This is a genomic window from Sulfuricurvum sp., assembly GCF_028681615.1.
Lineage (GTDB): Bacteria > Campylobacterota > Campylobacteria > Campylobacterales > Sulfurimonadaceae > Sulfuricurvum.
The window spans coordinates 184,633-204,127 of record NZ_JAQUHV010000003.1 but is presented as its reverse complement, the minus strand read 5'-3'; the positions used below and the strand labels follow the sequence as shown (position 1 = coordinate 204,127).

Below are 19,495 nucleotides of genomic sequence, written 5' to 3'. Positions count from 1 at the left end.
ATACTCCTTGGATTATTTATCGAATCATAATCCAATCGTAAAAATTTGTCAACTAGGTTTACAATGTCAATCTGCTTTTTATCGTTAGAGACCAGTAAAATATTTAATCAGCTCATTTTGGATGAGCTCTCACACCAAGGCTTCGACGGGCTTAGCAATGCCCTGATCGTCCTGTTTCCTTACATCGATGAATACAAAGGGATCTCCGCCAGCGCCCTTGCGTCCAAGATAGGCTATACCCGGCAGGCGATGCACAAAAACCTCCTAAAACTCGAGACACTTGGATACATCCTGTTCGAAACAGGAGAGAACAAAAAAGAGAAAGCCGTCGTATTGACCCAGAAAGGGTTGGAGCTGATGAAAAGCGCGACGGTATTCATCGAAAATACGCAGCATGAACTCTCCGAACTGTTAGGCGAAAAAGGGTTGCAGGAATATATGGAGTACCAATCCAAAGTCGTATCCCACCTGCATAGCAAAAAGGGGATGTAATACGTATGACTAGAAACAGGACAGAAATCTAATGCATAAAACAATGATAAAGAGCGTCGGCATCTGGCTGCTTATCATCATTGCGGCGATCATCAACGGCGCGATAAGGGAAAAACTCCTAACACCGTTTATCGGAGCAGATCTTTCTATCCCTATCAGCGGGATTACTTTGTCTGTCTTGGTATTTGTCATTACCTATTTCGCACTACCGTTTTTTGGCCATATCAAATCCAGAACCTATATCTTTATCGGACTCTTTTGGATTATCCTGAGACTGGCTTTTGAATACCTGTTTGGCCATTATGTGATGGGGAAATCATGGTATGAGATCAATCACGTGTTTGATATACGTAACGGCAATCTGTTTACGCTCGCATTAGTCGTTACGGCGCTGTCTCCATGGACAGCGGCAAAGTTAAAAGGATAATGTTTCATTCCTATGCCATGCACTCCCAAGCTGGAGCTTGGGAGCCAGTAAATGCGTAAAATGAAATCAGTGTCGTTTAGAAATCCCGTTCTAAAAAATCCGAATCATTCAAAACATGAGAATTTGCACTGTTGGGCATAGAGTGTTTCGGGACGGAACCGAATCCCTCCAGTTTGCCGCACGAAGGGCATTTTCCCCCATCAAGTTCCGCTATCATCTCCACATCGATTACAAAATCACATGCCTGACAAAAAAAATCCATACTGTACCCCTTTTGGTGTTCTAGAGTACGAAATGCATTCTCTATTCTAATAGACAAGGCCTACACAAACGTAATATTATGTGCCTTGATCCGCTTTAGGTCTTCCTCATCCAGTCCATCGATACCGTAGACAAAACAGCACGGTTTCTCTTTGATCTGTTTGTGTATCTCGTTGAAAGATTCTCTGTTTTCTACGATGTAGACGTTCTCGGCATACAACGCCTTCAGCGGCAGACCGATGCACCCGTGTGCGAGGGTGATGGTGAGCAGTTCCATCATCTCGTTGTTGATTGTGATCCCTCCGTTGCCTTTGAGCAGTATCACTTTGGGGGGAGTGCTGTTGTGTGCCATAGAGAACCTTTTTTCATCGGATATTCATTTTGTATTCCAGTCTGTTTTTGCTCTCTAGCACATATTTTGCATTAGGATAAAAAACCCTTTTATCCCATCACAGGAGAAAGAGCATGCAAGACATCGAAGACGAAGAATGGATCATTTGGAACGGTTCGATAGGTATCCGCGATTTTGTGACGATAGGCCGCATCGACACGGATGAGAGCGTCGCATGGCTGGAAGCCCCCTATGACATGGTAGGGCCGTTTTCACTGGATGAGCTTACGACGAACGGCCTCATCCATTTCGCCGCATGCGTCGTTATGTCCAAACAACGATGGCAAGACGATCGGGAAGAGCTGCGTCAAATCTCCATGGAGAGACGGCGTCAAGCCCAGCAAGAGATGTTTGATAAACTCGAAAGAAATAACCGCCGCAAGATCAATGCGATGCAATCCGCCCAAAGAGAGTATCGTACGCTGTTAGAGCTACCGGAGGGAGGCACTCTGGAGATGTCTCAAATCAAAACCGCCTACCGCAGAGCCGCCAAAAAAGCGCATCCGGACGCCGGGGGTTCGCAGGAACTGTTTATCCGTATCAAAGAGGCATGCGACGCACTGCTGGAGTTGGTATAGCTAATTGTTAATCGGTAGAGACTTTAAAAAGAGACTGTCTGTACCATGGTTGCAAGACTCCCCATATAAAAAAACTGCCCCAATCCCAGTGTAAAAAGCATACACCCATAGAGGGAGTGTGCGATAAACAGCAGAGCGAGAGAGTGTGTTTTTGCATAAAGATTCGCGAAGAGAAAACCTCCTCCGAGTGTAAGGATTACGGCGATCCAATTGTGAAAAATAATATGCATATAGCCAAATACAAATGCATTAACAAGGATCATAGCCTGCTGATTGGGAAAGAGCACATGATAGCGGTGAAAGAAAAAAGCCCGATAGACGATTTCCTGCGGATAGACTGAAAAAAGCGGATAAAAAAAGAGAATCGCTATCCAAAGCAGCGTCTTTTCACGCATGAGCAAAAAAAGCCATTCGGGCTTTAAAAAATAGAGCAATAGGCACAAAATCAGAGAAATAACTAAAAACTGTATCAGTAAGGGCTGAAAAAAAGATCCTATAGACTCTTTACGCCAAAAATTTTGACGGTCAAATGAAGTATCTTTCGCAAGGATACGCAGACAAATCAGGGTGATTATCCATAAAAACACCAAAACAGCCTTTGGGGTGAAAAGGAATAAAAGCAGCGGTACAACTATAAAAATAAGTGTAAATTCAAAATACAGCTTTACCATCCGTTTAACCTTTATTTGATGAAATCAAATTGTTTACAAGAACCGCACATATAACTCAAAATATCATATCGATATTTCCTAAAATTCTTCACCGATTCGCGACGAGACATCTGATTCAGGGTTTAGCCGCGAATAACCCTATAATAAAATCAAAAAGGTCTCAGTATAGAAAAGATTCACAGGAACAAAAAAATGGGGCTGTATCACTCTTTATAGAACAAATTCTTTTTTCCCACTTCTAGTTGTAATAATTAACAATTTATGTTATTCCAAATGTTATAATTATTTAAATTTATCCAAAAAGGAATCCCAATGAAACGTATGCTACTTATCGCTGCCGCATTAGTGCTCTGCACAGGTTGCTCGGCTACATGGAAAGGGATGAAAGAAGATACCTCCAGTGCAGCAACTTGGACTAAAGGTGAAGTAAACGAAGGGGTAAAAGCTGTCAAAGCGAAAACGGAATAATATAAAAGGAAAAGACAAAAAAATGAGACAGGCTACTTTTCTCTTCTTCCTGCTTTTTTGTTCCGGCAATAAGTAGCAAAAACCTCATGTCTTGCAAAAATCATTCAAAATCGTTTCGAGAATATTCTGCTAAAATGGATGCTAATCAATAGTTTAATGATCTCGTGTATCAGGACAACCAGAAATGACACTATTACGCTCACTTTCATTACTCCGGACTGACACAGTACTCAGGCTCAGAAAGGTGGTAGCTTGCTGTCTGCTCGCCGGATGTGCAACCCTCCCTGACGCATCACTTGAATTGCAGACGCAACACACGCAGGTGGTGGCATTCGAGGGGACGCGCGGTCCCGTCTCCGAGGGGAGAAACACTGCCATCATGGAAGGGCTCGAACGCAAATCCGGCGACATCGACATTCTGAACAAACACCTGGCCATGGAGCAGGCGATCAATACCGACAGCCCTTTGGTGCTAGGCAACAAGCTGGTCTTGTTGCAGGACGGACCGCAAACCTACCAAGCTATGTTCGCTGCCATACGCGCGGCCAAAAACCACATTCATTTGGAAACCTATACCTTCGGAGATGACGAGGTCGGCCAACAGTTCGCCGATCTACTGCTTAAAAAACAGGCTGAGGGCGTCCAGGTCAATCTGATCTATGATAGCTTCGGCTGCCTGAATACCCCTAAGGAATTCTTCGATAGGCTAAGTGCAGGCGGCATTCAGATCCTCGAATTCAATCCGGTCAATCCGTTGGAAGGGAAAAAAAAGGAGTGGCTCCTGAATAATCGCGATCACCGCAAATTGCTGGTGGTCGACGGCCGCATCGCCTTCGTCGGTGGCGTCAATATCAGCGAATCCTATTCCAGTGGCCCATCCATCCACTCCTCCGATAAAGAAGGGGCGAAACTCACAGGCTGGCGAGACACCCACCTGCAGATCGAAGGGCCCGTAGTAGCGGAGTTTCAGAAGCTCTTCCTGGACACCTGGAGCAAACAAAAGGGGCCTCGGCTGGATAATCAAATTAATTTCCCGAAACTCGAGCGACAGGGAAACGACATCGTGCGCGCCATCGGAAGCGCTTCCGCCGATCCCTATAGCCTGATCTATCTAACCCTTCTCTCGGCGATCGACAATGCGCAGTTACAGGTATCTTTGACCAACGCCTATTTCGTTCCCGATCCTCAACTGCTCCAAGCTCTGGGCGATGCAGCGCAGCGCGGCGTCGATGTGAAGCTGATTTTGCCGGGGAATACCGATTCTTGGGTGGTGTTTCACGCGGGGCGCTCGTATTATTCACAGTTGCTGCGTAAGGGGGTAAAGATCTACGAGCGGCGCGGCGCAGTGATGCATTCCAAAACTGCCACCATCGACGGCGTCTGGTCGACCATCGGATCGACCAATCTGGATTGGCGCAGCTTCCTGCACAACGACGAAATTAATGCAGTGATACTGGGGCGTGACTTTTCCCGGCAAATGGATGCCATGTTTGCCAAAGATCTGGCCGAGTCCGATCCCATCGATCTTGAACAATGGGAGAATCGTTCGCTGTTATTACGATTGAAAGAGAAGGTCGCGCGAATCGTCAAATACTGGCTATAGTGCCTAATTATAAAGCTTCAGCGTCTGCCCTACACTCACATGAGCTTCTCTTTGTTCCATGGCGATGTTTTCACGCCACGGCATCGGACTCACTTCCGGAGACATCAGCCCTTTTTTCTTATGTTCTCGAATCACGTATCGGTCACTTAGTACGAAATAATCGTTATAGTCCGCAACGTAGGGCATATCCCATACGATACAATCCTCCGTCGGACAGACATCGGCACATTTTGGTACTGCGGCATCGACACACTCGATACATTTTTCAGGCTTGACGTAGGTGTATTCACCATCACTTAACGGTGACTCGTCGGCACTGACGATCGCTGTTGCAGGACACTCTTCTATACACGCATCACAATTTATGCAAGAGTCGGTAATAAGAACAGCCATTGAACGCTCCTAAAATAAAGATTTCCAACTTGTTTATAATATGCATTATATGTTCTTATATATTTTAAGCATAAGACAATATAGTCGTATATTTTTGTTGCTATCAGGACTGATACTAAACTTAAATAATATCGATTCTACTTGTTTTTAAATTATTAAGTATTTGTATTCTTTATAATTATCTGCTACAATGAAAACCCTCAAAAAAACTGGCGGAGGTATAAATAACCATGAAACCTGTATTTAACCGTCACGGACGGACAATTGGATGGCTTCATAACGGTGTCATTTATGACCGTACAAATTGCTGCAGAGCATTTGTCTTTGATGGCAATGTATTCACTTACAATGGCGAACATCTGGGATTCGTTCAGCGAGGAATCTTTTTCGATCAGAGAGGACGGCGGATAGCCTATATGGATGATGCTTCCTACGATCCGATGCTTCCGATCCCGGAAATCACACCGGCTCCGCCACACCCATCAGATGCACGAAGCGCTCCTATACCTTCTGCTCCGCCAAAAGCTCCTCCTGTCTCGAATCATTGGAGTGCTTTAAAATGGGATTGTTTTGTTTAAATATTAAATTTTTTCAGTGTACTTGTCGAACCGCCCAGCTCGATAATTTGTTCATCAAAAAATTTCTCTAAAGTTTGTTTTTCTTCATTATTCAAAATAGCATTCTTATGCATCAAGAGATATTCGTGTTTCGGCATCATCTCATTTTTAACCACTTGCGTTGCACGCTCCAATCGGAGTAATTTCACTTTTGGATCGATATTCGCCCAATTTGAAAAATCAAGTGCTTTTCGGCCTCTTTGGATATGGTCTGACATGATCCATGATACCGGAGCGACATTTTGATACCATGGGTATTTCGTTTCATCGGAATGACAATCGTAACAGGATGTTTTTAGGACATTCATAACATGAGGATCAGCATTTAACGCAACCTTTTCATCCACGGTCGGATTTTTAAAATCCGGTCTAAAAAGCTGTATCACGATTGCGAAACCAACTAAAAAATACACGACTATCTTCATCTTCTCCACCCGTCCATTAAAAGTTATGCGGAATCATACAGGTTAAAAGTAACCAATTAACCCGATACTATGAAATAGTCTGATAAAAAAATACACTCCCTTTTTTAGAGTACAGTGTTGAGCTCGAAACGGACTTCGATACTGACAGGATCGAAGACCACATGCATTCCCAAAAAACGAAAAAAATGTGCAGAACCGTAGGCAATTCCCCAATGTGTGCGATCAAAATCAAAATGGGCTTCGATTATCAACGTATTGGCACTGCTTTGTACAAAGGTAGCAGGAATATTGAGCGTTTTACTGATGCCGCAGAGGCTAAGAGTACCGTGCAAGATATGATTGACCGAACTGGCAGTGGCTGCGGGTGAACGTTTGGCACTGTGGATAGTAAAAGTAGCTTCAGGAAAGGATTGGACGGAGAAGAAGTCATCGGAACGTAAGTGGGCGACCAGCATTTGTGCAAATGAGGCATCGGGTAGATCAAGGTCGGTTATATCGTTCATATCGACGGTAAAGCTGCCATGGATATTCTCTCCGTCAATCTGCAGAAATCCCTCTTTCAAACCGACAGTTCCGTAATGTTTACCGTTGGCATTGCGTCCGGTCCATCCGATAAATGCATTATCCACCCGAGCGCTATAGCTTCCCGATGTATATTCGAGTTGTTCGATGTGTCCGTCTGCGGAACCTTCTCCCATGCAGCCGGCTTCCACAAGCGCGTCAATCCCCCCCTCCACTACAAAAACCTTGCTGTAACCGAGCAGTTCGAGATTTTGGGCGGCGACAAGGGATTCATGCGACGTAGCACTGTTAGCGTATATAACAATGGGAACCGTTTTGTCAGGGATAAGTTCCGGAACTTTCTGTAAAAAAGCAACTTCATAGACACAGGCATTCAGCGCATCTTTGATGTGATAGCAATCATACGCTTCTGGGGTTATAGGATCGAGAATTTTTGCCCCATTTTCGATCAGATTAAGGGCTTCGGCAGGAGTGAGCGTTTTTACGGAATATGATATAGACATACTCTTCCCCTTTCATAAATACACCGGTGATTTGTGCTATTTTCTTGATCGGTAAGTGTGTATTATGAAATGGTCGTGCACAAAAAAGTGTTAAATTGTTCGACTAATTTTTCTTCACGGCTATAGACTTTATAAATAAAAAAGAATGATATATGCATATATATAAATGTAATAGATACATTTCAACTAACACACTAAGAATGGAAACAACCCGCTGATGAACGAATATAGCGATATTGACCTGCTTTGGATCGTTTTAAGCGGCATTTTGATTTTTACCATGCAGCTCGGTTTTGCTATGGTCGAAACCGGCACCGTCCGTTCAAAAAATACGATCAATGTCGCTATGAAAAATCTCATTGATACGATTTTCGGCGTCATCTGTTTCTGGATAATCGGTTTTGGATTGATGTTTGGTCATGATATCGGCGGGATTGTGGGAATAGACAGTTTTTTTATCGACGGCAGCAATCCGGCTGAAAACGGTTTCTTTTTCTTCGAATCCATGTTTGCAGCTACCTCCATAACCATTGTCTCCGGTGCCGTAGCCGAACGGATGAAATTCAACGGATACGTCATCGTCTCTATTATCGTCATTTCAATCATCTATCCGATTTTCGGGCACTGGGCATGGAGCGCTCAGGGATGGCTTAAACAGATGGGATTTATTGACTTTGCCGGTTCTACGGTCGTCCATTCAATGGGTGCATGGATTGGGCTCGCAGGTGCCATCATTCTGGGACCTCGACTAGGAAGATTCCGAAAAGGTAAAATCAGCAATTTTGCCCCCAGCAACCACAACTTTATCGTTTTTGGAGTCTTTATCCTATGGTTTGCATGGTTCGCTTTTAACGCCGGAAGCCTCCTCGCCTTTAACTCCTCGGTAAGTATTATTCTCCTCAATACACTGATTGCAGGCTCCTTCGGCGGTTTCGGCACCTATCTCATCAGTCTTTTTCTAAAAAAAGGGATCGGAGTGGAGCTGTTTAGTTTCGGGATCATTTCGGGACTGGTGGGCATTACGGCCGGATGTGCCGATCTGACAACAACAGAGGCTGCATTTGTCGGGTTTGTTTCGGCTTTTATCATGTATTTTTCCGATCATCTTCTGCTCAAAAAGTTCCGGATAGACGATCCGCTGAGCGTGGTAGGCATTCACGGTTTTTCCGGTATATGGGGGACATTTGCGGTAGGACTATTCGCCCCGCTGCAGGAGGGGATGAGCCGTATGGAGTTAATAGGGGTGCAATCGCTCGGTATCGTAAGCGCTTTCATTTTTTCCTTCGGCAGCGGAATCATCCTCTTTCTGGTTTTGGCTCGTTTCAACAGTCTCCGTGTCTCTCGCCGCAACGAAGTGATCGGTCTGAATGTCGCTGAACATCAGGCCAGACTTCCATGGGTGGAGACCATCGACAGCATTATTCGTATCATGAAAACAGGAAATCTCCAGACCAAAGTCTATGAAGAGCGGGATACGGAGGTCGGCATCGTTGCACGTTTTTTCAACTATCTTCTAGAAACGGTCCATCACAAACAAGTTGAACTCAAAAATAATAACACCCTGCTCCGTTCGTCTGCCCAGCGTGACCCGCTCACCGCTCTGCTCAACCGACGAGGGCTAATGGAGAATATTGAAACCACCTCGCCCTATCTCCAGCAGATTTCCGTTATTATCATCGACATCGATAAATTTAAACCGATTAACGACACATTCGGACATGCCGTGGGAGACAGCGTCCTGAAAGAACTCGCAATCTTGCTCAAAAAGATCATGCGGGACAACGATATAGTCGCACGCTGGGGCGGAGAAGAGTTCATCGTCATCATCCGGACTCTTGATATCGCGCTTGCAGAACATATCGCAGACAAAATCCGTCTCAGTATCGAAACTCATCTTTTCCCTACAATCGAACATATTACCTGCTCTTTCGGGGTCAGTGCTCCGAAAAACGACAGCGTTGATTTCGACACACTCTTTGAACAAGCCGATAAAGCACTCTATCAGGCTAAAGAGCTCGGTCGGAATCGTGTATGTTCATGGTAGGCTATTTACCTATCTCCTTCAGTATGACGTCATCTCTTAAATCAACACTCAGTCGCCGCGGTTTTAGAAAAAACCGGTAGTAAATCAGATAAAAAAACAGCCCGAAATAGGTCAATGCTCCCACCGAAATAAAAAGTATTCCGATATTAAAATGTTTTTTCTCGATCATTAGATGTGTCACAGTACGCTCGATTCGAGTATAGCCGTTTTGGTAAAACATCTCATCGATTCTGTCCATCTTTTCGGTATCCGACAAATCCGAATGATTCATTTTCGAAATATAATCCTGAAATACTCCAAGGTTCTGAAGATAATTGCGACGATCCCAAAAATAGACTACGATTCCCAACGGTAATAAGAACAGCATAATAATTGTGCTCATAACTGACTCCTCGCATACGTTTGATGCATTATAGCATCCGAACAGCAGCATCATAAAAACAGCTTTTATTGTACAAAATAGTTAAATGTAGTTTAAAAATAATAAATATTTTTTCGTTACTACCGATAATAGTTCAAGCAATACGAAAAGGAGTTATTATGTCCATCACAATAACATCTGATTACATGACTACAGCTTATGCATCAAATAGTCTTCAATCTGCATCTACTTCATCTGAAGTTGCAGTGGATACCCAATCTGCTACAGGTTCGATTCATATAGACTCTGTCCGAATTTCAACAGCGGGAAAAGCGGCCGCGGGCGGAGGAGCAACACAAACATCGAGTACTTCCGATACCCAGACAGAGATACAAAAAATCGAGAAAATGATCACAAAAATTCAACAAGAGATAGCTACACTGATGCAAAAAAACGATGAAAGCTCAAAACAGCTCATAGCCACTAAAATGACGCAACTAGCTGCTTATGAAGCTGAATTAATGGTATTGAGTACCCAAAATATCTCTACAGCCAAATAAAGCACAGACCTTTATACTGATTTTTTCGTATACAATATCCCGATAAAAAATATAGATTAGAAACGTCAGAGAGGAATACAAGATGTCACTATTCAATAAACGGCTCTTGTACCGTCTGGGGTTGTATTCAGTAGCAGGAATCATCGCATACTCACTATACACACGGGCGCATGTCCTACCGGAAACAGATGCACAGTATTGCGAAAGAAAGGGAATGGTCAAAATCCATAACCGATTTTATAAATACGATGTTTATGAACACAATGAAATGAAACCTATCGTTGATATGTTGACGCGAGACTGTAGCGGTGACAGCTATTGTGAAATCACCCATATGTATCAATATGTCCTTAATATTCCCTACAAAGAGAGTACAGATGATCGAAATCCATCCGATGTCATCAATCAAAACGGTGGGGATTGTGATGAAAAATCATTTTTATTGGCAACTTTACTTCTGCAAAAGCACTATAAATGTCTATTAATCACAACCAAAGAACATGGGTTCATCGCTGTCCATTTACCGGACGATACAAAGGTGAAAAAACCGGCTTCCTATGTGACATTCAATGGCAAAAAATACTTTTTTGCAGAAACAACTCTTGAACATGGATCTATCGGGGAGTACAACAATATCAATCCGAAAGAGATTGAAGGGGTTTATGACATGGTGGGGAAAAAAGAGATAGAACGAGGGAAAATAGATGTGACAATCAATAATTAAGTGGATTCTTGTTTTTTAGACAAGAGGATGATCTAATTCATCAAGTATTTGATTATCGGGATCTCGGTGAATGACGTTATTGGCTTGTAACAATCGCTCACAAACGGATTCAACGGTTTCACCTTTTTTCAACATTACCATACTCCCTTTGAGCTGATATTGGTGATAGCTGAAGATTAATTTTTCCAAAGCTGTTCGGGCGTTAGCATGGTCTACAAATGTAAAGAGTACGGCTATATAATGACCATTAATTTTTTTTGCAATATCACTTTGTCGTACACTCTCAATAAGATGGGTCTTGTCAACATCGTAATCATCACAGGCGATCAAAGCTAAATTGGCCTCGACGCCATATCGATCAAGTGTATAAAGAGCCATTTTAATATCTTGTCCGAAAACAAATATCAAATCATTTAAACTCAATTCTTTCATCCGACTCCTTATCTATAGTCCATTTTGAAATTCTTAAAAAAAGGTATTTTATCTAAATGTAATTATACGACACCTGCATAAATATCACCTATATTTTCTCCTTCTCTTTTTCATTTTAGCGACAACGCCAAATTTCTTAAAATCAACTTAATAAACACATATCTTCTCGAAGTCTATTGACTTATGTTATTTTAGAGCTGTACCATTGAGCCCTAAGGATTAAACCAAAAGGAGCGACAATGGCAAACCAAGGTTTTCACGAAGATCCAAATTTACTTTCGGACAGTACAAAAGATTATCATCGCATTATAGAGAGCACAATGGAAGAGCTCGAAGCGATAGACTGGTATAACCAGCGTGCCGAAGCAGCAACAGACCCGGCTGCGAAAGCGATCATGGAACATAACCGTGACGAAGAGATAGAACACGCATGCATGGGACTGGAGTGGCTAAGACGCAACTCTCCGGTATGGGATGCAATGATGAAAAAATTTCTATTCACAAGCGGTGATATCGTTGTACAGGAGTCCGCAGTAGCGGATCAAACCACTCAAACCGATTCTCTCCCTGCTATAGCACCTTCAGGGACATTAAAAATCGGAAGCAATAGTTAAGGAGCCGACAATGAAATTTTTAAACCGAGAAACCTCACCTATCGCCCCGGCAGTATGGACACAGATTGACGCTGTATTTACCCCGCTTTTGAGCCAACGCCTCAAACTCCGTTCTCTCGTCGGATTTACCCCCGTCCCTTTTGAAACCGATGCTATTCCAACGGGAAATCTCAAAACACTCTCTACTTCTGACAATCTGACATTATCGGCACGCGAACCGCTCAGAATGGTTGAGATGCGATACGATTTTGAGTTACCTAAATCCATCGTCGAAGCATTTAAACGGGACAAACCCGATTTTGACGATTCAATCTTTAAAAAGGTCTCCAATCAATTCAGTGCCGTAGAAAACTCTCTTATACTGGACGGATTAAAAGAAGCGGAAATCGAAGGAATTTTGAAAAAAATCCCGCGTAAACCTATACATGCCAAAAATACGAAAGGACTGATCGATGCGGTTGCGGCAATGATTGCGGCATTCGGTGCCGAATTCGTAGAAGGTCCCTATAAACTCGTACTCTCAACCGCGACCCTGATCAAAATGGTGGCGGAAAGCGAAGGGGGCGTCAGTGTCAAAGCCCGTCTGGAATCACTCATAGGTGCAAATTTCTTTGTCGTTTGCGAATCGATCGGAGATGACAAAATTCTGGCACTTTCTCAGCGGGGCGGAGATTTTGTCCTCTACAACGGACTGGATGTCAGTATCGGGTACACCGAAGAGAAAGAGGAAAGTTATTCGCTCTTCTTAACCGAGAGCTGCAGTTTCCGCATTATTAATCCGGAAGCGGCAGTTTTAATCACTCTGTGAAAATTTTACTTATCCTTATCGCCGTATGGAGTACCCTTATGTCAGCACCTGAAAAAAGTATTTACGATTTCGAAGTCCTAACCATCCATAAGGAAAAGAGCACGCTAGAACCGTATCGCGGAAAAGTGATGCTCATCGTCAACACTGCCAGTAAATGCGGTTTTACCCCGCAGTTTGCAGGTCTTGAAAAACTGTATCGTACCTACAAAGACATAGGGTTCGTTGTACTGGGTTTCCCTTGCAACCAATTCGCATCCCAAGAGCCTCTCAGCGAACCGGAGATCGAAAATTTTTGCCGGATCGATTATGGGGTAACCTTTCCGATGTTTGCCAAAATCGACGTCAACGGAGACAATACCCATCCCCTCTATCGCTATCTCAAACAACAGGCTCCCGGAATTCTGGGAAGTGAAGCGATCAAATGGAACTTTACCAAATTCCTCGTCGACCGTCATGGAAAAGTTATTACACGCTATGCCCCTGCAACGACCCCTGAAGAAATCGAAGCGGATATAAAAGCACTGTTATAAGATATGTGATTAAGCAAAAATCACTACAATACGCTTATACTATTACCCACAAGGATATCCCATAAAAGCGCCTGCCACCGACCGAAAAACAGCTCCGAAACGAGCATATTCCAAACCATCTCCAAATTTTCAACGTAAAGCTCCTCCTAAAAAAGAGAGTGTAGAAACCACTCAAAAAAATGAGATCAAAGCGATGTTTATGAACTGGTTCAAATCAAGCCGTGCGGTTGCAGGACATATCATGACCAAACAAGACGTCATAAGCGCTATTTTAAAAAAACTCGATTCCAAACAAGACCGCCCTTTTCAAATCGCGATGGATGAGCTAAAAAATGACGGAATCATCGAAATAAAAGAAGACGGCGTGACTCTGGTACTCACCCAAAAGGGAAGTGAACGTATCTAAGAACCATCTGCTCTTGATATCAAAACTTATGCTCTGCTTATTAAATTAATTTTCAAAAATAATCAATAACATTTAAATACGAAGAGGAATAAGATCATCTTTACTAAATTAAAAGGATAAAACTATGAATCTGTCTAAGCTAAGATTGCACCCGTTATGGATGATGTTAGTAGGGATTGCAGCCGTCATCATGTTTTCAGGTTTCTGGAGCGGAAAAACGGTGGAAGAGAAACGTTCAGATCGTTTGAAAACCAGCGAGGAAACCCTTCAATTACTCTACAAACATGCACCGGAAGCCAAAGAGATGGTCGCTAATTCCTATGGATACGCCGCGTTTAGCAATGTCGGTATCAACTTGGTTCTTCTCTCAGCAGAAGGGGGAACCGGAGTGGCTCATGTCAACGGCACGGGTAAAAATATCTACATGAATATGGCCTCCGGCGGTGCCGGATTCGGGCTCGGCATCAAAGATTTTCGGGCAGTATTTCTCTTTAAAGACAAAGAGGTATTTGATCAGTTCGTCAATAAAGGGTGGGAAGCCAACGCTCAAGCCGATGCCGCTGCAAAGCTGGCAGACAAAGGAGATGCATACGGAGCGGCTATAACGGTTGCACCGGGAATTCGTCTCTATAAATTGACCCAAAACGGTCTGGCACTTCAAGCAACGATTCAAGGAACAAAGTATTGGAAAGACGGTGATTTAAATTAAACAGAGTATAAAAAGGGTTTGAAATGAAAAAGATAGTCATATCACTATGTGCACTGGTATCTGTCGTTATGGCAGACGATCCGATAATCTCGGAATTAAGTGCCTTGGATATCATCAAAGAGAGTCAGATACAGATTCTTAAAGTTCATGACGAGGGAAGCGTATATCTTATTAAGGGGCTGCCGACACGTGTCGTTGAAGGGCAAGAGAAAAGACCGTTTGATTTTTTTATCACTAAAGACAAAAAGATTCTGATCACGGGCAATGCTATTCGTACCGACACAAAACAAAGAGTGAGCTTTCCGATGGATAAAAATATTATTGCAGGGAAAGAAGCATTTAGTTACGGGACCGGAAAAGAGGTGTTATATGTCTTTATCGACCCGCAGTGCCCCTACTGTAAGCAATTTGAAAAAATAATGCCGACACTCAAAGAAAAGTATACTTTTAAAATCTATCTCTTCCCGCTGTCATTTCATCCGGAGGCAATACCGATGAGTAAATGGATTCTCAAAGGGAGCGATCAAGAGGATATGGCTGAACGACTTTTAGCCATAGCAAACGGCTCTCAAGAGTATAAAAACGTTGTACTGAGTGCGGATGAAGATAAACGATTGATGGATTTGATCAACATACAGATAGGGTTAGCCAAAGAGATAGAAGTAATGGGGACACCTACTGTTATGGACAGCGACCTCAATAAAATGAACTGGCCGAGTCTGTAAGGATCATGATGTCTAAAAGATGTATATTCTCCGCGTTATCTCTAGTTGCTCTGACTACCTTTAGCTATGCTTCAGAAAATACGACTGCATGGGAACTGTTCGACTGGATGGATGCATCCTTGAAAGGAGAGTGGAAACTCTCCGATGCCGATCATCAAATCGGTACTGAATCATTCAAACATAAAGCGGTGCTCCCTCTCGTCGGAACAGATACCACCGCAATGGCTTTTAAGCTTATCGGAGGCGATGTAACCATCCAAGAAGAGCTCCTTCCAAACACCACCAAGCAAATGGTCACTATGTATCATTGCAAAGACATCGCCTGTACCAATCTCAAAGCGACTCACTATTGCTCAAAACAAAATCAGCCGGAATTTATTGCTAACCTTCATGACAGTACTCCCAATCGATTTATATTCGACTGCGATATGAATACCGAACGGTGTCAATCGGACGAAGATCACGTTCACCAAATCATCCATGAAATCAGTGCAGACGGCAAACATCTCAAAAGTTCGTATTTGGCGTGGAAAGATAAAAAACCGAAAGCGGACAGCTCGATTTACTATTTCGACCGTAAATAGCGCTAAACAACCCTAAACCGGGCATACAGCGCATTATGGTCCGATATCCTTTGGACATCTACGGCACAGCTCTCTGTCAATTGCACTCCCCGATAAAAGATATGATCCAGCCTGTAGTTCATAAACGATTTAATCAAATGGCCCTGTCCAATCTCACTGTTTTTGAGATGCAGACTTCCCGCCACTTTCATCAATAAATGGATGCGCTGACGATTCCAGCTGTTAAAATCTCCCGTTACAATCATCGGTCCCTGATGATGAACTATCTTTTCAAAAATTGCTTCGATTTCTTTATTGTAAACCTTGTTTGCCCTAAAGTTGATCGCATGGAGATTGACCAGCAAAAGCACTTCTCCGTTATGCAGCGGATACGTCGAAAAGATCGCACATTTATGGGTTCGAATCATACTTTCACGATGGGATGAAAGAAGTGAAAACGTCTCCTTGTCCAAGATACGAGAACCGTTTAAAACGCCGTAACTGTGATTGAAAAATTTGATATTTGGGGCAAATGAATAATGAAACGGCTCAAATATGGAGACACTGTTTTGATTCATTTTAACCTCTTGAAGAGCGAGAAGATCAATAGAATAGTGTTCAAGCAGTTCATTGAAATAGAGGTCAAATTTGTATCCGATGTTCCGTTTGTGAACATTCCAGCATAACAGTCCAAATTCAGGCGGCAATGTTTGTTCTTGCTGAGATTCAAAAATATTCCGGATCATACCCTGCGGTTTCAACATGAAAAATTTGCCTTTATAATTGAGGTGAAAAAATTCGCATGAAATTTTCTAAAATCACTCTTTTTTTCGATCCTTTTGTCATTCCCGACAAAGAGTGTGTGATGAGGGTATTGACCCACTCATCCATTTGAACAATAACCGGCTTTGAATAGACAAAACTGACGACTTCGTAGTTTAGAAAAAGACTCCGATTGTCAATATTAACCGATCCCAGCATCACGGCATAATCATCCAGCAAAACAGCTTTGGTATGAAGCATATTGCCTTGATAAAGCAAAACCTCGAGTCCCTTTTCCTCGGCTTCACGCATATAACTGCTTCGACCTATATCCGTAATCCAATGATCCGATGTATACGGAGCGATTAACTTGACATCTACCCCTTTGTGTTTGGCGATAATCAGTGCCCGCAGTATCGTTTCATCCGGAACAAAATAGGGGGTAACGATCCATACTCTCCGATGCGCACTGTGGATCGCACTTAACAGCGCTTCATATAACGCGTCACTGCTCATATCCGGGCCGGAGGGGACAACCTGTATTGCATTACGCTCACTGCAGGCAATCACTCTTTTAACCGCTGTTTTCTCTTCACCCGAAGCATAGGCGAAATCAGCCAAAAAAATCTCTGCGTAGGAAAATACGGCATCCCCTTCGAGACGAAAAATCATATCAATCCAGCGCTTTTTTTCAGGCTTCGAGCCCATATACTGTTTTCCGAGATTCATCCCGCCAGCAAGTGCAACACGTTCATCAAAAAGAAAGATTTTACGGTGATTGCGCAGGTTGATGTAATTTCGGAGCGGATGTTTCAAAATCGGCATAAAAAACACCGCTTTCCCTCCCGCATTCTTGAATGCCCGTAGCGGGCGCTGCCAGATATAAAGACCGTATGAGCCGACCGCATCGATCAATATTCTGACATCAAGACCTTCAGAGGCTTTTTGCGTTAATGCTTCCAAAATTACTTTTGCCGTCGAATCATTATGTAAAATATAGGTACTGATCCAGATGGATTCTTTTGCATTCCGAATCTCATGTAATAAAGCATTATAGGCATCAACTCCGTCAAAATAGAGCTGTATTTCATTGCATACTGTCGTACCGGCTATCTCATGACTTGCGAGAACGGTTTCGATCGGATTTAGCGCTGCCGTATCGGGCTGATGCAGTTTATGAAGCACCAAGGTACTTTTTTTACTTTTTTGCCGTACCTTTCGATTACCAAAAATGAAATAGAGGATGAAAGCGGGAAACGGAAACATGAGGATCACCATAAACCAGGCGAGAATCGTACTGTGGTTCCTCCGTAAATAGAACATATGAAGCATTGTAACGGTTTGTGCAAATGCCATAAACACAATGTATAAAGATATATAGCCCATTTCTCTGCCACCCGTCTCTTTCTGTGTTTGATTATAGCGTCCTGATAGTTCCGGTACCATTAATCCGATGCACATGCTCCGTTAGCTATCTCTCAAGAAAACGATTATAATAATGAAATAGAAGCGTCAAGCAAATCGATCGAGCAAGGGAGACTATGAGTACGAACCGTCTATTTCTTGCCGTTCCTGTCCGTCTTTACAGCTATGAACAGATTAAACACGATTTTTCCCACTACTTGGAGGGGAAATGGAGAGATGAAGAGCACCTTCATGTCACAGTCGCTTTTCTGGGAAAACAATTTAGTGCCGATGTGCTGATTGAAAAACTTTCATCCTTTAAGTGGAGTTTTGAGGTATCTGAATTATCCCGCTTTGATTATTTCAGTAACAGCCGTGTCTTTGTGGCTACTACACAGAACCCAACCCTGCAGCATCTCTACGACAAACTTGCATTAGTGCTTGGTCTGGAAAAAATAAAACTGAATCCGCATATGACGATGATGCGGGTTAAACACATCCAGGATTCGTCCGCATTTTCTGCGAAATTAACATCTGTTCCTGCACCGATAGGGGTGCTTGAGCCCAAGATCATCCTCTTCCAAAGCCATCTTTATCCTACCGGTGCAGAATACGAGAGTCTCAAAGAATGGATTCTATAATGCAAAGCATGGACTATCATCTCGCCCTCATTTTGATTTTTACCATTTTGGGAACGCTTTTTTTTGCTTTTATGTTTTTCAATGAATTTCGAAAAGGAAAAGCTTTGGAAAAAATCAAAAAACTCCCTTTTAAAGAGGAATATGAAATTTTTCTCGATAAAACTCCCCATTATCGAAAACTCTCCAGCGAAGAGCGGCACAAGATTCAACGCTCCATCCTCTACTTCATCCATACCAAAGAATTTATCGGAATCGGCCTGCACGTTAGCAATGAAATGAAAATCATCATCGCTTTTTACGCCTGTTTGCTGCTAATCGGAAAAAATACGTCGTATTGCTATGACAAACTCAAAACCATCATCATCTATCCCCACGCCGTTATGATCAAACAAGTCCACTCCTATGGGGGAATCTATTCCAAAGAGCAGTTCATGATTGAAGGACAATCGGCAGATGAGACGGTCGTCATCACGTGGCACGAAGCAAAAAACGAGTCCTACCACATGCGCCACAACAATGTCATAATCCATGAATTTGCCCATGAAATCGACTTTATGGACGGCGTGATCGACGGTGTCCCTCCTCTGGAACATTCGAAATACGACGGATGGGTTAGAACCCTTTATAAAGAGTTTGATCTGTTGAATACAATCGCACACAAAAACCGCGATTGGGGGAAATACAAACTGCTTGACACCTATGCTGCCAGCAATGAAGCAGAATTTTTTGCGGTTGTTACCGAACGTTTTTTCGAATCTCCCGCCGCTTTAAAACACCATTTCCCCGATCTCTACGAAGAATATAAAGATTTTTATCAGATAGACACGGCAAAACTTTTTGATTAAAAAAACACCATGTTGA

The 19,495-nt window shown here is 42.9% G+C and carries 28 protein-coding genes; 18 read left to right on the top strand and 10 right to left on the bottom strand.

Annotated elements, in window-relative coordinates:
* Positions 1-63: 63 nt before the first annotated feature.
* Together PHE37_RS05750 and PHE37_RS05745 are read left to right on the top strand one after the other, a co-directional pair.
* Positions 64-492, top strand: a complete 429-nt coding sequence (locus tag PHE37_RS05750; protein ID WP_299996823.1) for a MarR family winged helix-turn-helix transcriptional regulator — start codon at positions 64-66, stop codon at positions 490-492.
* 31 nt (positions 493-523) lie between these two features.
* The gene (locus PHE37_RS05745; RefSeq protein WP_299996821.1) at positions 524-919 is read left to right on the top strand and encodes a hypothetical protein; all 396 of its coding nucleotides are present in this window, start codon (positions 524-526) and stop codon (positions 917-919) included.
* 76 nt (positions 920-995) lie between these two features.
* On the opposite strand, the gene PHE37_RS05740 is transcribed toward PHE37_RS05745, so the two are convergent.
* Both PHE37_RS05740 and PHE37_RS05735 read right to left on the bottom strand, forming a co-directional pair.
* On the bottom strand, positions 996-1,181 hold the full coding sequence (locus PHE37_RS05740; protein ID WP_299996818.1) for a hypothetical protein: 186 nt from the start codon (positions 1,179-1,181) through the stop codon (positions 996-998).
* A gap of 60 nt (positions 1,182-1,241) precedes the next feature.
* Positions 1,242-1,532, bottom strand: coding sequence for a hypothetical protein (locus PHE37_RS05735; RefSeq protein WP_299996815.1), 291 nt, complete (start codon positions 1,530-1,532; stop codon positions 1,242-1,244).
* A 113-nt stretch (positions 1,533-1,645) separates the two neighbouring features.
* Between PHE37_RS05735 and PHE37_RS05730 the strand changes: the two genes are divergently transcribed.
* A complete protein-coding gene (locus PHE37_RS05730; RefSeq protein WP_299996812.1) occupies positions 1,646-2,149 on the top strand; it encodes a J domain-containing protein in 504 nt (167 codons plus the stop codon).
* A gap of 23 nt (positions 2,150-2,172) precedes the next feature.
* On the opposite strand, the gene PHE37_RS05725 is transcribed toward PHE37_RS05730, so the two are convergent.
* Positions 2,173-2,736 carry a CPBP family intramembrane glutamic endopeptidase gene (locus PHE37_RS05725; protein ID WP_299996809.1) on the bottom strand — a complete coding sequence of 188 codons (564 nt, stop codon included), beginning with the start codon at positions 2,734-2,736 and terminating at the stop codon, positions 2,173-2,175.
* Positions 2,737-3,132: 396 nt separating this feature from the next.
* Between PHE37_RS05725 and PHE37_RS05720 the strand changes: the two genes are divergently transcribed.
* Entirely contained in the window at positions 3,133-3,288 is a 156-nt protein-coding gene (locus tag PHE37_RS05720) for a hypothetical protein (protein WP_299996806.1), read from the top strand.
* 301 nt (positions 3,289-3,589) lie between these two features.
* Entirely contained in the window at positions 3,590-4,891 is a 1,302-nt protein-coding gene (gene cls, locus PHE37_RS05715) for a cardiolipin synthase (protein ID WP_300008284.1), read from the top strand.
* Between the two features lie 3 nt (positions 4,892-4,894).
* Here cls and PHE37_RS05710 read toward each other — a convergent pair whose 3' ends face one another.
* The gene (locus PHE37_RS05710; RefSeq protein ID WP_299996800.1) at positions 4,895-5,284 is read right to left on the bottom strand and encodes a 4Fe-4S dicluster domain-containing protein; all 390 of its coding nucleotides are present in this window, start codon (positions 5,282-5,284) and stop codon (positions 4,895-4,897) included.
* A gap of 230 nt (positions 5,285-5,514) precedes the next feature.
* Here PHE37_RS05710 and PHE37_RS05705 point away from each other — a divergent pair, with 230 nt between their 5' ends.
* Positions 5,515-5,862, top strand: coding sequence for a 4-fold beta flower protein (locus PHE37_RS05705; protein ID WP_299996797.1), 348 nt, complete (start codon positions 5,515-5,517; stop codon positions 5,860-5,862).
* Here the strand turns inward: PHE37_RS05705 and PHE37_RS05700 are convergent.
* Entirely contained in the window at positions 5,859-6,326 is a 468-nt protein-coding gene (locus tag PHE37_RS05700; RefSeq protein ID WP_300008282.1) for a heme-binding domain-containing protein, read from the bottom strand. The genes PHE37_RS05705 and PHE37_RS05700 overlap by 4 nt on opposite strands.
* A 104-nt stretch (positions 6,327-6,430) precedes the next feature.
* A complete protein-coding gene (locus tag PHE37_RS05695; RefSeq protein WP_300008280.1) occupies positions 6,431-7,351 on the bottom strand; it encodes a YceI family protein in 921 nt (306 codons plus the stop codon).
* A 217-nt stretch (positions 7,352-7,568) separates the two neighbouring features.
* On the opposite strand from PHE37_RS05695, the gene amt reads away from it, so the two are divergent.
* Positions 7,569-9,395 (top strand): ammonium transporter, encoded by a 1,827-nt coding sequence (amt, locus tag PHE37_RS05690; RefSeq protein ID WP_300008279.1) that lies wholly within the window; start codon positions 7,569-7,571, stop codon positions 9,393-9,395.
* A 1-nt stretch (position 9,396) separates the two neighbouring features.
* Here amt and PHE37_RS05685 read toward each other — a convergent pair whose 3' ends face one another.
* Positions 9,397-9,777: a hypothetical protein gene (locus PHE37_RS05685; RefSeq protein ID WP_299997749.1), complete on the bottom strand. Its 381-nt coding sequence runs from the start codon at positions 9,775-9,777 to the stop codon at positions 9,397-9,399.
* Between the two features lie 158 nt (positions 9,778-9,935).
* On the opposite strand from PHE37_RS05685, the gene PHE37_RS05680 reads away from it, so the two are divergent.
* Complete coding sequence (locus tag PHE37_RS05680; protein WP_299997747.1) at positions 9,936-10,316, top strand: hypothetical protein; 381 nt, start codon at positions 9,936-9,938, stop codon at positions 10,314-10,316.
* A gap of 82 nt (positions 10,317-10,398) precedes the next feature.
* Positions 10,399-11,040 carry a hypothetical protein gene (locus PHE37_RS05675; protein WP_299997744.1) on the top strand — a complete coding sequence of 214 codons (642 nt, stop codon included), beginning with the start codon at positions 10,399-10,401 and terminating at the stop codon, positions 11,038-11,040.
* A 15-nt stretch (positions 11,041-11,055) separates the two neighbouring features.
* Here PHE37_RS05675 and PHE37_RS05670 read toward each other — a convergent pair whose 3' ends face one another.
* Positions 11,056-11,472, bottom strand: a complete 417-nt coding sequence (locus PHE37_RS05670) for a hypothetical protein (RefSeq protein WP_299997742.1) — start codon at positions 11,470-11,472, stop codon at positions 11,056-11,058.
* 239 nt (positions 11,473-11,711) lie between these two features.
* On the opposite strand from PHE37_RS05670, the gene PHE37_RS05665 reads away from it, so the two are divergent.
* From PHE37_RS05665 to PHE37_RS05635, 7 genes are all read left to right on the top strand, one after another.
* On the top strand, positions 11,712-12,086 hold the full coding sequence (locus tag PHE37_RS05665) for a ferritin-like domain-containing protein (RefSeq protein ID WP_299997739.1): 375 nt from the start codon (positions 11,712-11,714) through the stop codon (positions 12,084-12,086).
* A 10-nt stretch (positions 12,087-12,096) separates the two neighbouring features.
* A complete protein-coding gene (locus tag PHE37_RS05660) occupies positions 12,097-12,894 on the top strand; it encodes a family 1 encapsulin nanocompartment shell protein (protein WP_299997736.1) in 798 nt (265 codons plus the stop codon).
* Positions 12,895-12,932: 38 nt separating this feature from the next.
* Entirely contained in the window at positions 12,933-13,424 is a 492-nt protein-coding gene (locus tag PHE37_RS05655) for a glutathione peroxidase (RefSeq protein WP_300008278.1), read from the top strand.
* A gap of 199 nt (positions 13,425-13,623) precedes the next feature.
* Positions 13,624-13,830, top strand: coding sequence for a hypothetical protein (locus tag PHE37_RS05650; protein ID WP_299994116.1), 207 nt, complete (start codon positions 13,624-13,626; stop codon positions 13,828-13,830).
* A gap of 124 nt (positions 13,831-13,954) precedes the next feature.
* Positions 13,955-14,539, top strand: a complete 585-nt coding sequence (locus PHE37_RS05645) for a hypothetical protein (RefSeq protein ID WP_299994114.1) — start codon at positions 13,955-13,957, stop codon at positions 14,537-14,539.
* Positions 14,540-14,562: 23 nt separating this feature from the next.
* On the top strand, positions 14,563-15,264 hold the full coding sequence (locus PHE37_RS05640) for a thioredoxin fold domain-containing protein (RefSeq protein ID WP_299994112.1): 702 nt from the start codon (positions 14,563-14,565) through the stop codon (positions 15,262-15,264).
* Between the two features lie 8 nt (positions 15,265-15,272).
* Positions 15,273-15,848: a hypothetical protein gene (locus tag PHE37_RS05635; RefSeq protein ID WP_299994110.1), complete on the top strand. Its 576-nt coding sequence runs from the start codon at positions 15,273-15,275 to the stop codon at positions 15,846-15,848.
* 2 nt (positions 15,849-15,850) lie between these two features.
* On the opposite strand, the gene PHE37_RS05630 is transcribed toward PHE37_RS05635, so the two are convergent.
* Positions 15,851-16,591, bottom strand: a complete 741-nt coding sequence (locus PHE37_RS05630; protein ID WP_299994108.1) for an endonuclease/exonuclease/phosphatase family protein — start codon at positions 16,589-16,591, stop codon at positions 15,851-15,853.
* A 13-nt stretch (positions 16,592-16,604) separates the two neighbouring features.
* Positions 16,605-18,050 (bottom strand): phospholipase D-like domain-containing protein, encoded by a 1,446-nt coding sequence (locus PHE37_RS05625; RefSeq protein WP_299994107.1) that lies wholly within the window; start codon positions 18,048-18,050, stop codon positions 16,605-16,607.
* Between the two features lie 80 nt (positions 18,051-18,130).
* Between PHE37_RS05625 and PHE37_RS05620 the strand changes: the two genes are divergently transcribed.
* Complete coding sequence (locus PHE37_RS05620; protein ID WP_299994106.1) at positions 18,131-18,634, top strand: hypothetical protein; 504 nt, start codon at positions 18,131-18,133, stop codon at positions 18,632-18,634.
* Positions 18,634-19,479, top strand: a complete 846-nt coding sequence (locus PHE37_RS05615) for a M90 family metallopeptidase (RefSeq protein WP_299994104.1) — start codon at positions 18,634-18,636, stop codon at positions 19,477-19,479. The genes PHE37_RS05620 and PHE37_RS05615 overlap by 1 nt, the downstream gene beginning before the upstream one ends.
* The last annotated feature ends 16 nt before the right edge of the window (positions 19,480-19,495 follow it).

Coding starts and splice junctions, on each gene's coding strand:
- PHE37_RS05750 (WP_299996823.1), top strand. CDS start 64: ATGTCAATCTGCTTTTTATCGTTAGAGACCAGTAAAATATTTAATCAG.
- PHE37_RS05745 (WP_299996821.1), top strand. CDS start 524: ATGCATAAAACAATGATAAAGAGCGTCGGCATCTGGCTGCTTATCATC.
- PHE37_RS05740 (WP_299996818.1), bottom strand. CDS start 1,181: ATGGATTTTTTTTGTCAGGCATGTGATTTTGTAATCGATGTGGAGATG.
- PHE37_RS05735 (WP_299996815.1), bottom strand. CDS start 1,532: ATGGCACACAACAGCACTCCCCCCAAAGTGATACTGCTCAAAGGCAAC.
- PHE37_RS05730 (WP_299996812.1), top strand. CDS start 1,646: ATGCAAGACATCGAAGACGAAGAATGGATCATTTGGAACGGTTCGATA.
- PHE37_RS05720 (WP_299996806.1), top strand. CDS start 3,133: ATGAAACGTATGCTACTTATCGCTGCCGCATTAGTGCTCTGCACAGGT.
- PHE37_RS05710 (WP_299996800.1), bottom strand. CDS start 5,284: ATGGCTGTTCTTATTACCGACTCTTGCATAAATTGTGATGCGTGTATA.
- PHE37_RS05705 (WP_299996797.1), top strand. CDS start 5,515: ATGAAACCTGTATTTAACCGTCACGGACGGACAATTGGATGGCTTCAT.
- PHE37_RS05700 (WP_300008282.1), bottom strand. CDS start 6,326: ATGAAGATAGTCGTGTATTTTTTAGTTGGTTTCGCAATCGTGATACAG.
- PHE37_RS05695 (WP_300008280.1), bottom strand. CDS start 7,351: ATGTCTATATCATATTCCGTAAAAACGCTCACTCCTGCCGAAGCCCTT.
- amt (WP_300008279.1), top strand. CDS start 7,569: ATGAACGAATATAGCGATATTGACCTGCTTTGGATCGTTTTAAGCGGC.
- PHE37_RS05685 (WP_299997749.1), bottom strand. CDS start 9,777: ATGAGCACAATTATTATGCTGTTCTTATTACCGTTGGGAATCGTAGTC.
- PHE37_RS05680 (WP_299997747.1), top strand. CDS start 9,936: ATGTCCATCACAATAACATCTGATTACATGACTACAGCTTATGCATCA.
- PHE37_RS05675 (WP_299997744.1), top strand. CDS start 10,399: ATGTCACTATTCAATAAACGGCTCTTGTACCGTCTGGGGTTGTATTCA.
- PHE37_RS05670 (WP_299997742.1), bottom strand. CDS start 11,472: ATGAAAGAATTGAGTTTAAATGATTTGATATTTGTTTTCGGACAAGAT.
- PHE37_RS05665 (WP_299997739.1), top strand. CDS start 11,712: ATGGCAAACCAAGGTTTTCACGAAGATCCAAATTTACTTTCGGACAGT.
- PHE37_RS05660 (WP_299997736.1), top strand. CDS start 12,097: ATGAAATTTTTAAACCGAGAAACCTCACCTATCGCCCCGGCAGTATGG.
- PHE37_RS05655 (WP_300008278.1), top strand. CDS start 12,933: ATGTCAGCACCTGAAAAAAGTATTTACGATTTCGAAGTCCTAACCATC.
- PHE37_RS05650 (WP_299994116.1), top strand. CDS start 13,624: ATGAACTGGTTCAAATCAAGCCGTGCGGTTGCAGGACATATCATGACC.
- PHE37_RS05645 (WP_299994114.1), top strand. CDS start 13,955: ATGAATCTGTCTAAGCTAAGATTGCACCCGTTATGGATGATGTTAGTA.
- PHE37_RS05640 (WP_299994112.1), top strand. CDS start 14,563: ATGAAAAAGATAGTCATATCACTATGTGCACTGGTATCTGTCGTTATG.
- PHE37_RS05635 (WP_299994110.1), top strand. CDS start 15,273: ATGTCTAAAAGATGTATATTCTCCGCGTTATCTCTAGTTGCTCTGACT.
- PHE37_RS05630 (WP_299994108.1), bottom strand. CDS start 16,591: ATGTTGAAACCGCAGGGTATGATCCGGAATATTTTTGAATCTCAGCAA.
- PHE37_RS05625 (WP_299994107.1), bottom strand. CDS start 18,050: ATGTGCATCGGATTAATGGTACCGGAACTATCAGGACGCTATAATCAA.
- PHE37_RS05620 (WP_299994106.1), top strand. CDS start 18,131: ATGAGTACGAACCGTCTATTTCTTGCCGTTCCTGTCCGTCTTTACAGC.
- PHE37_RS05615 (WP_299994104.1), top strand. CDS start 18,634: ATGCAAAGCATGGACTATCATCTCGCCCTCATTTTGATTTTTACCATT.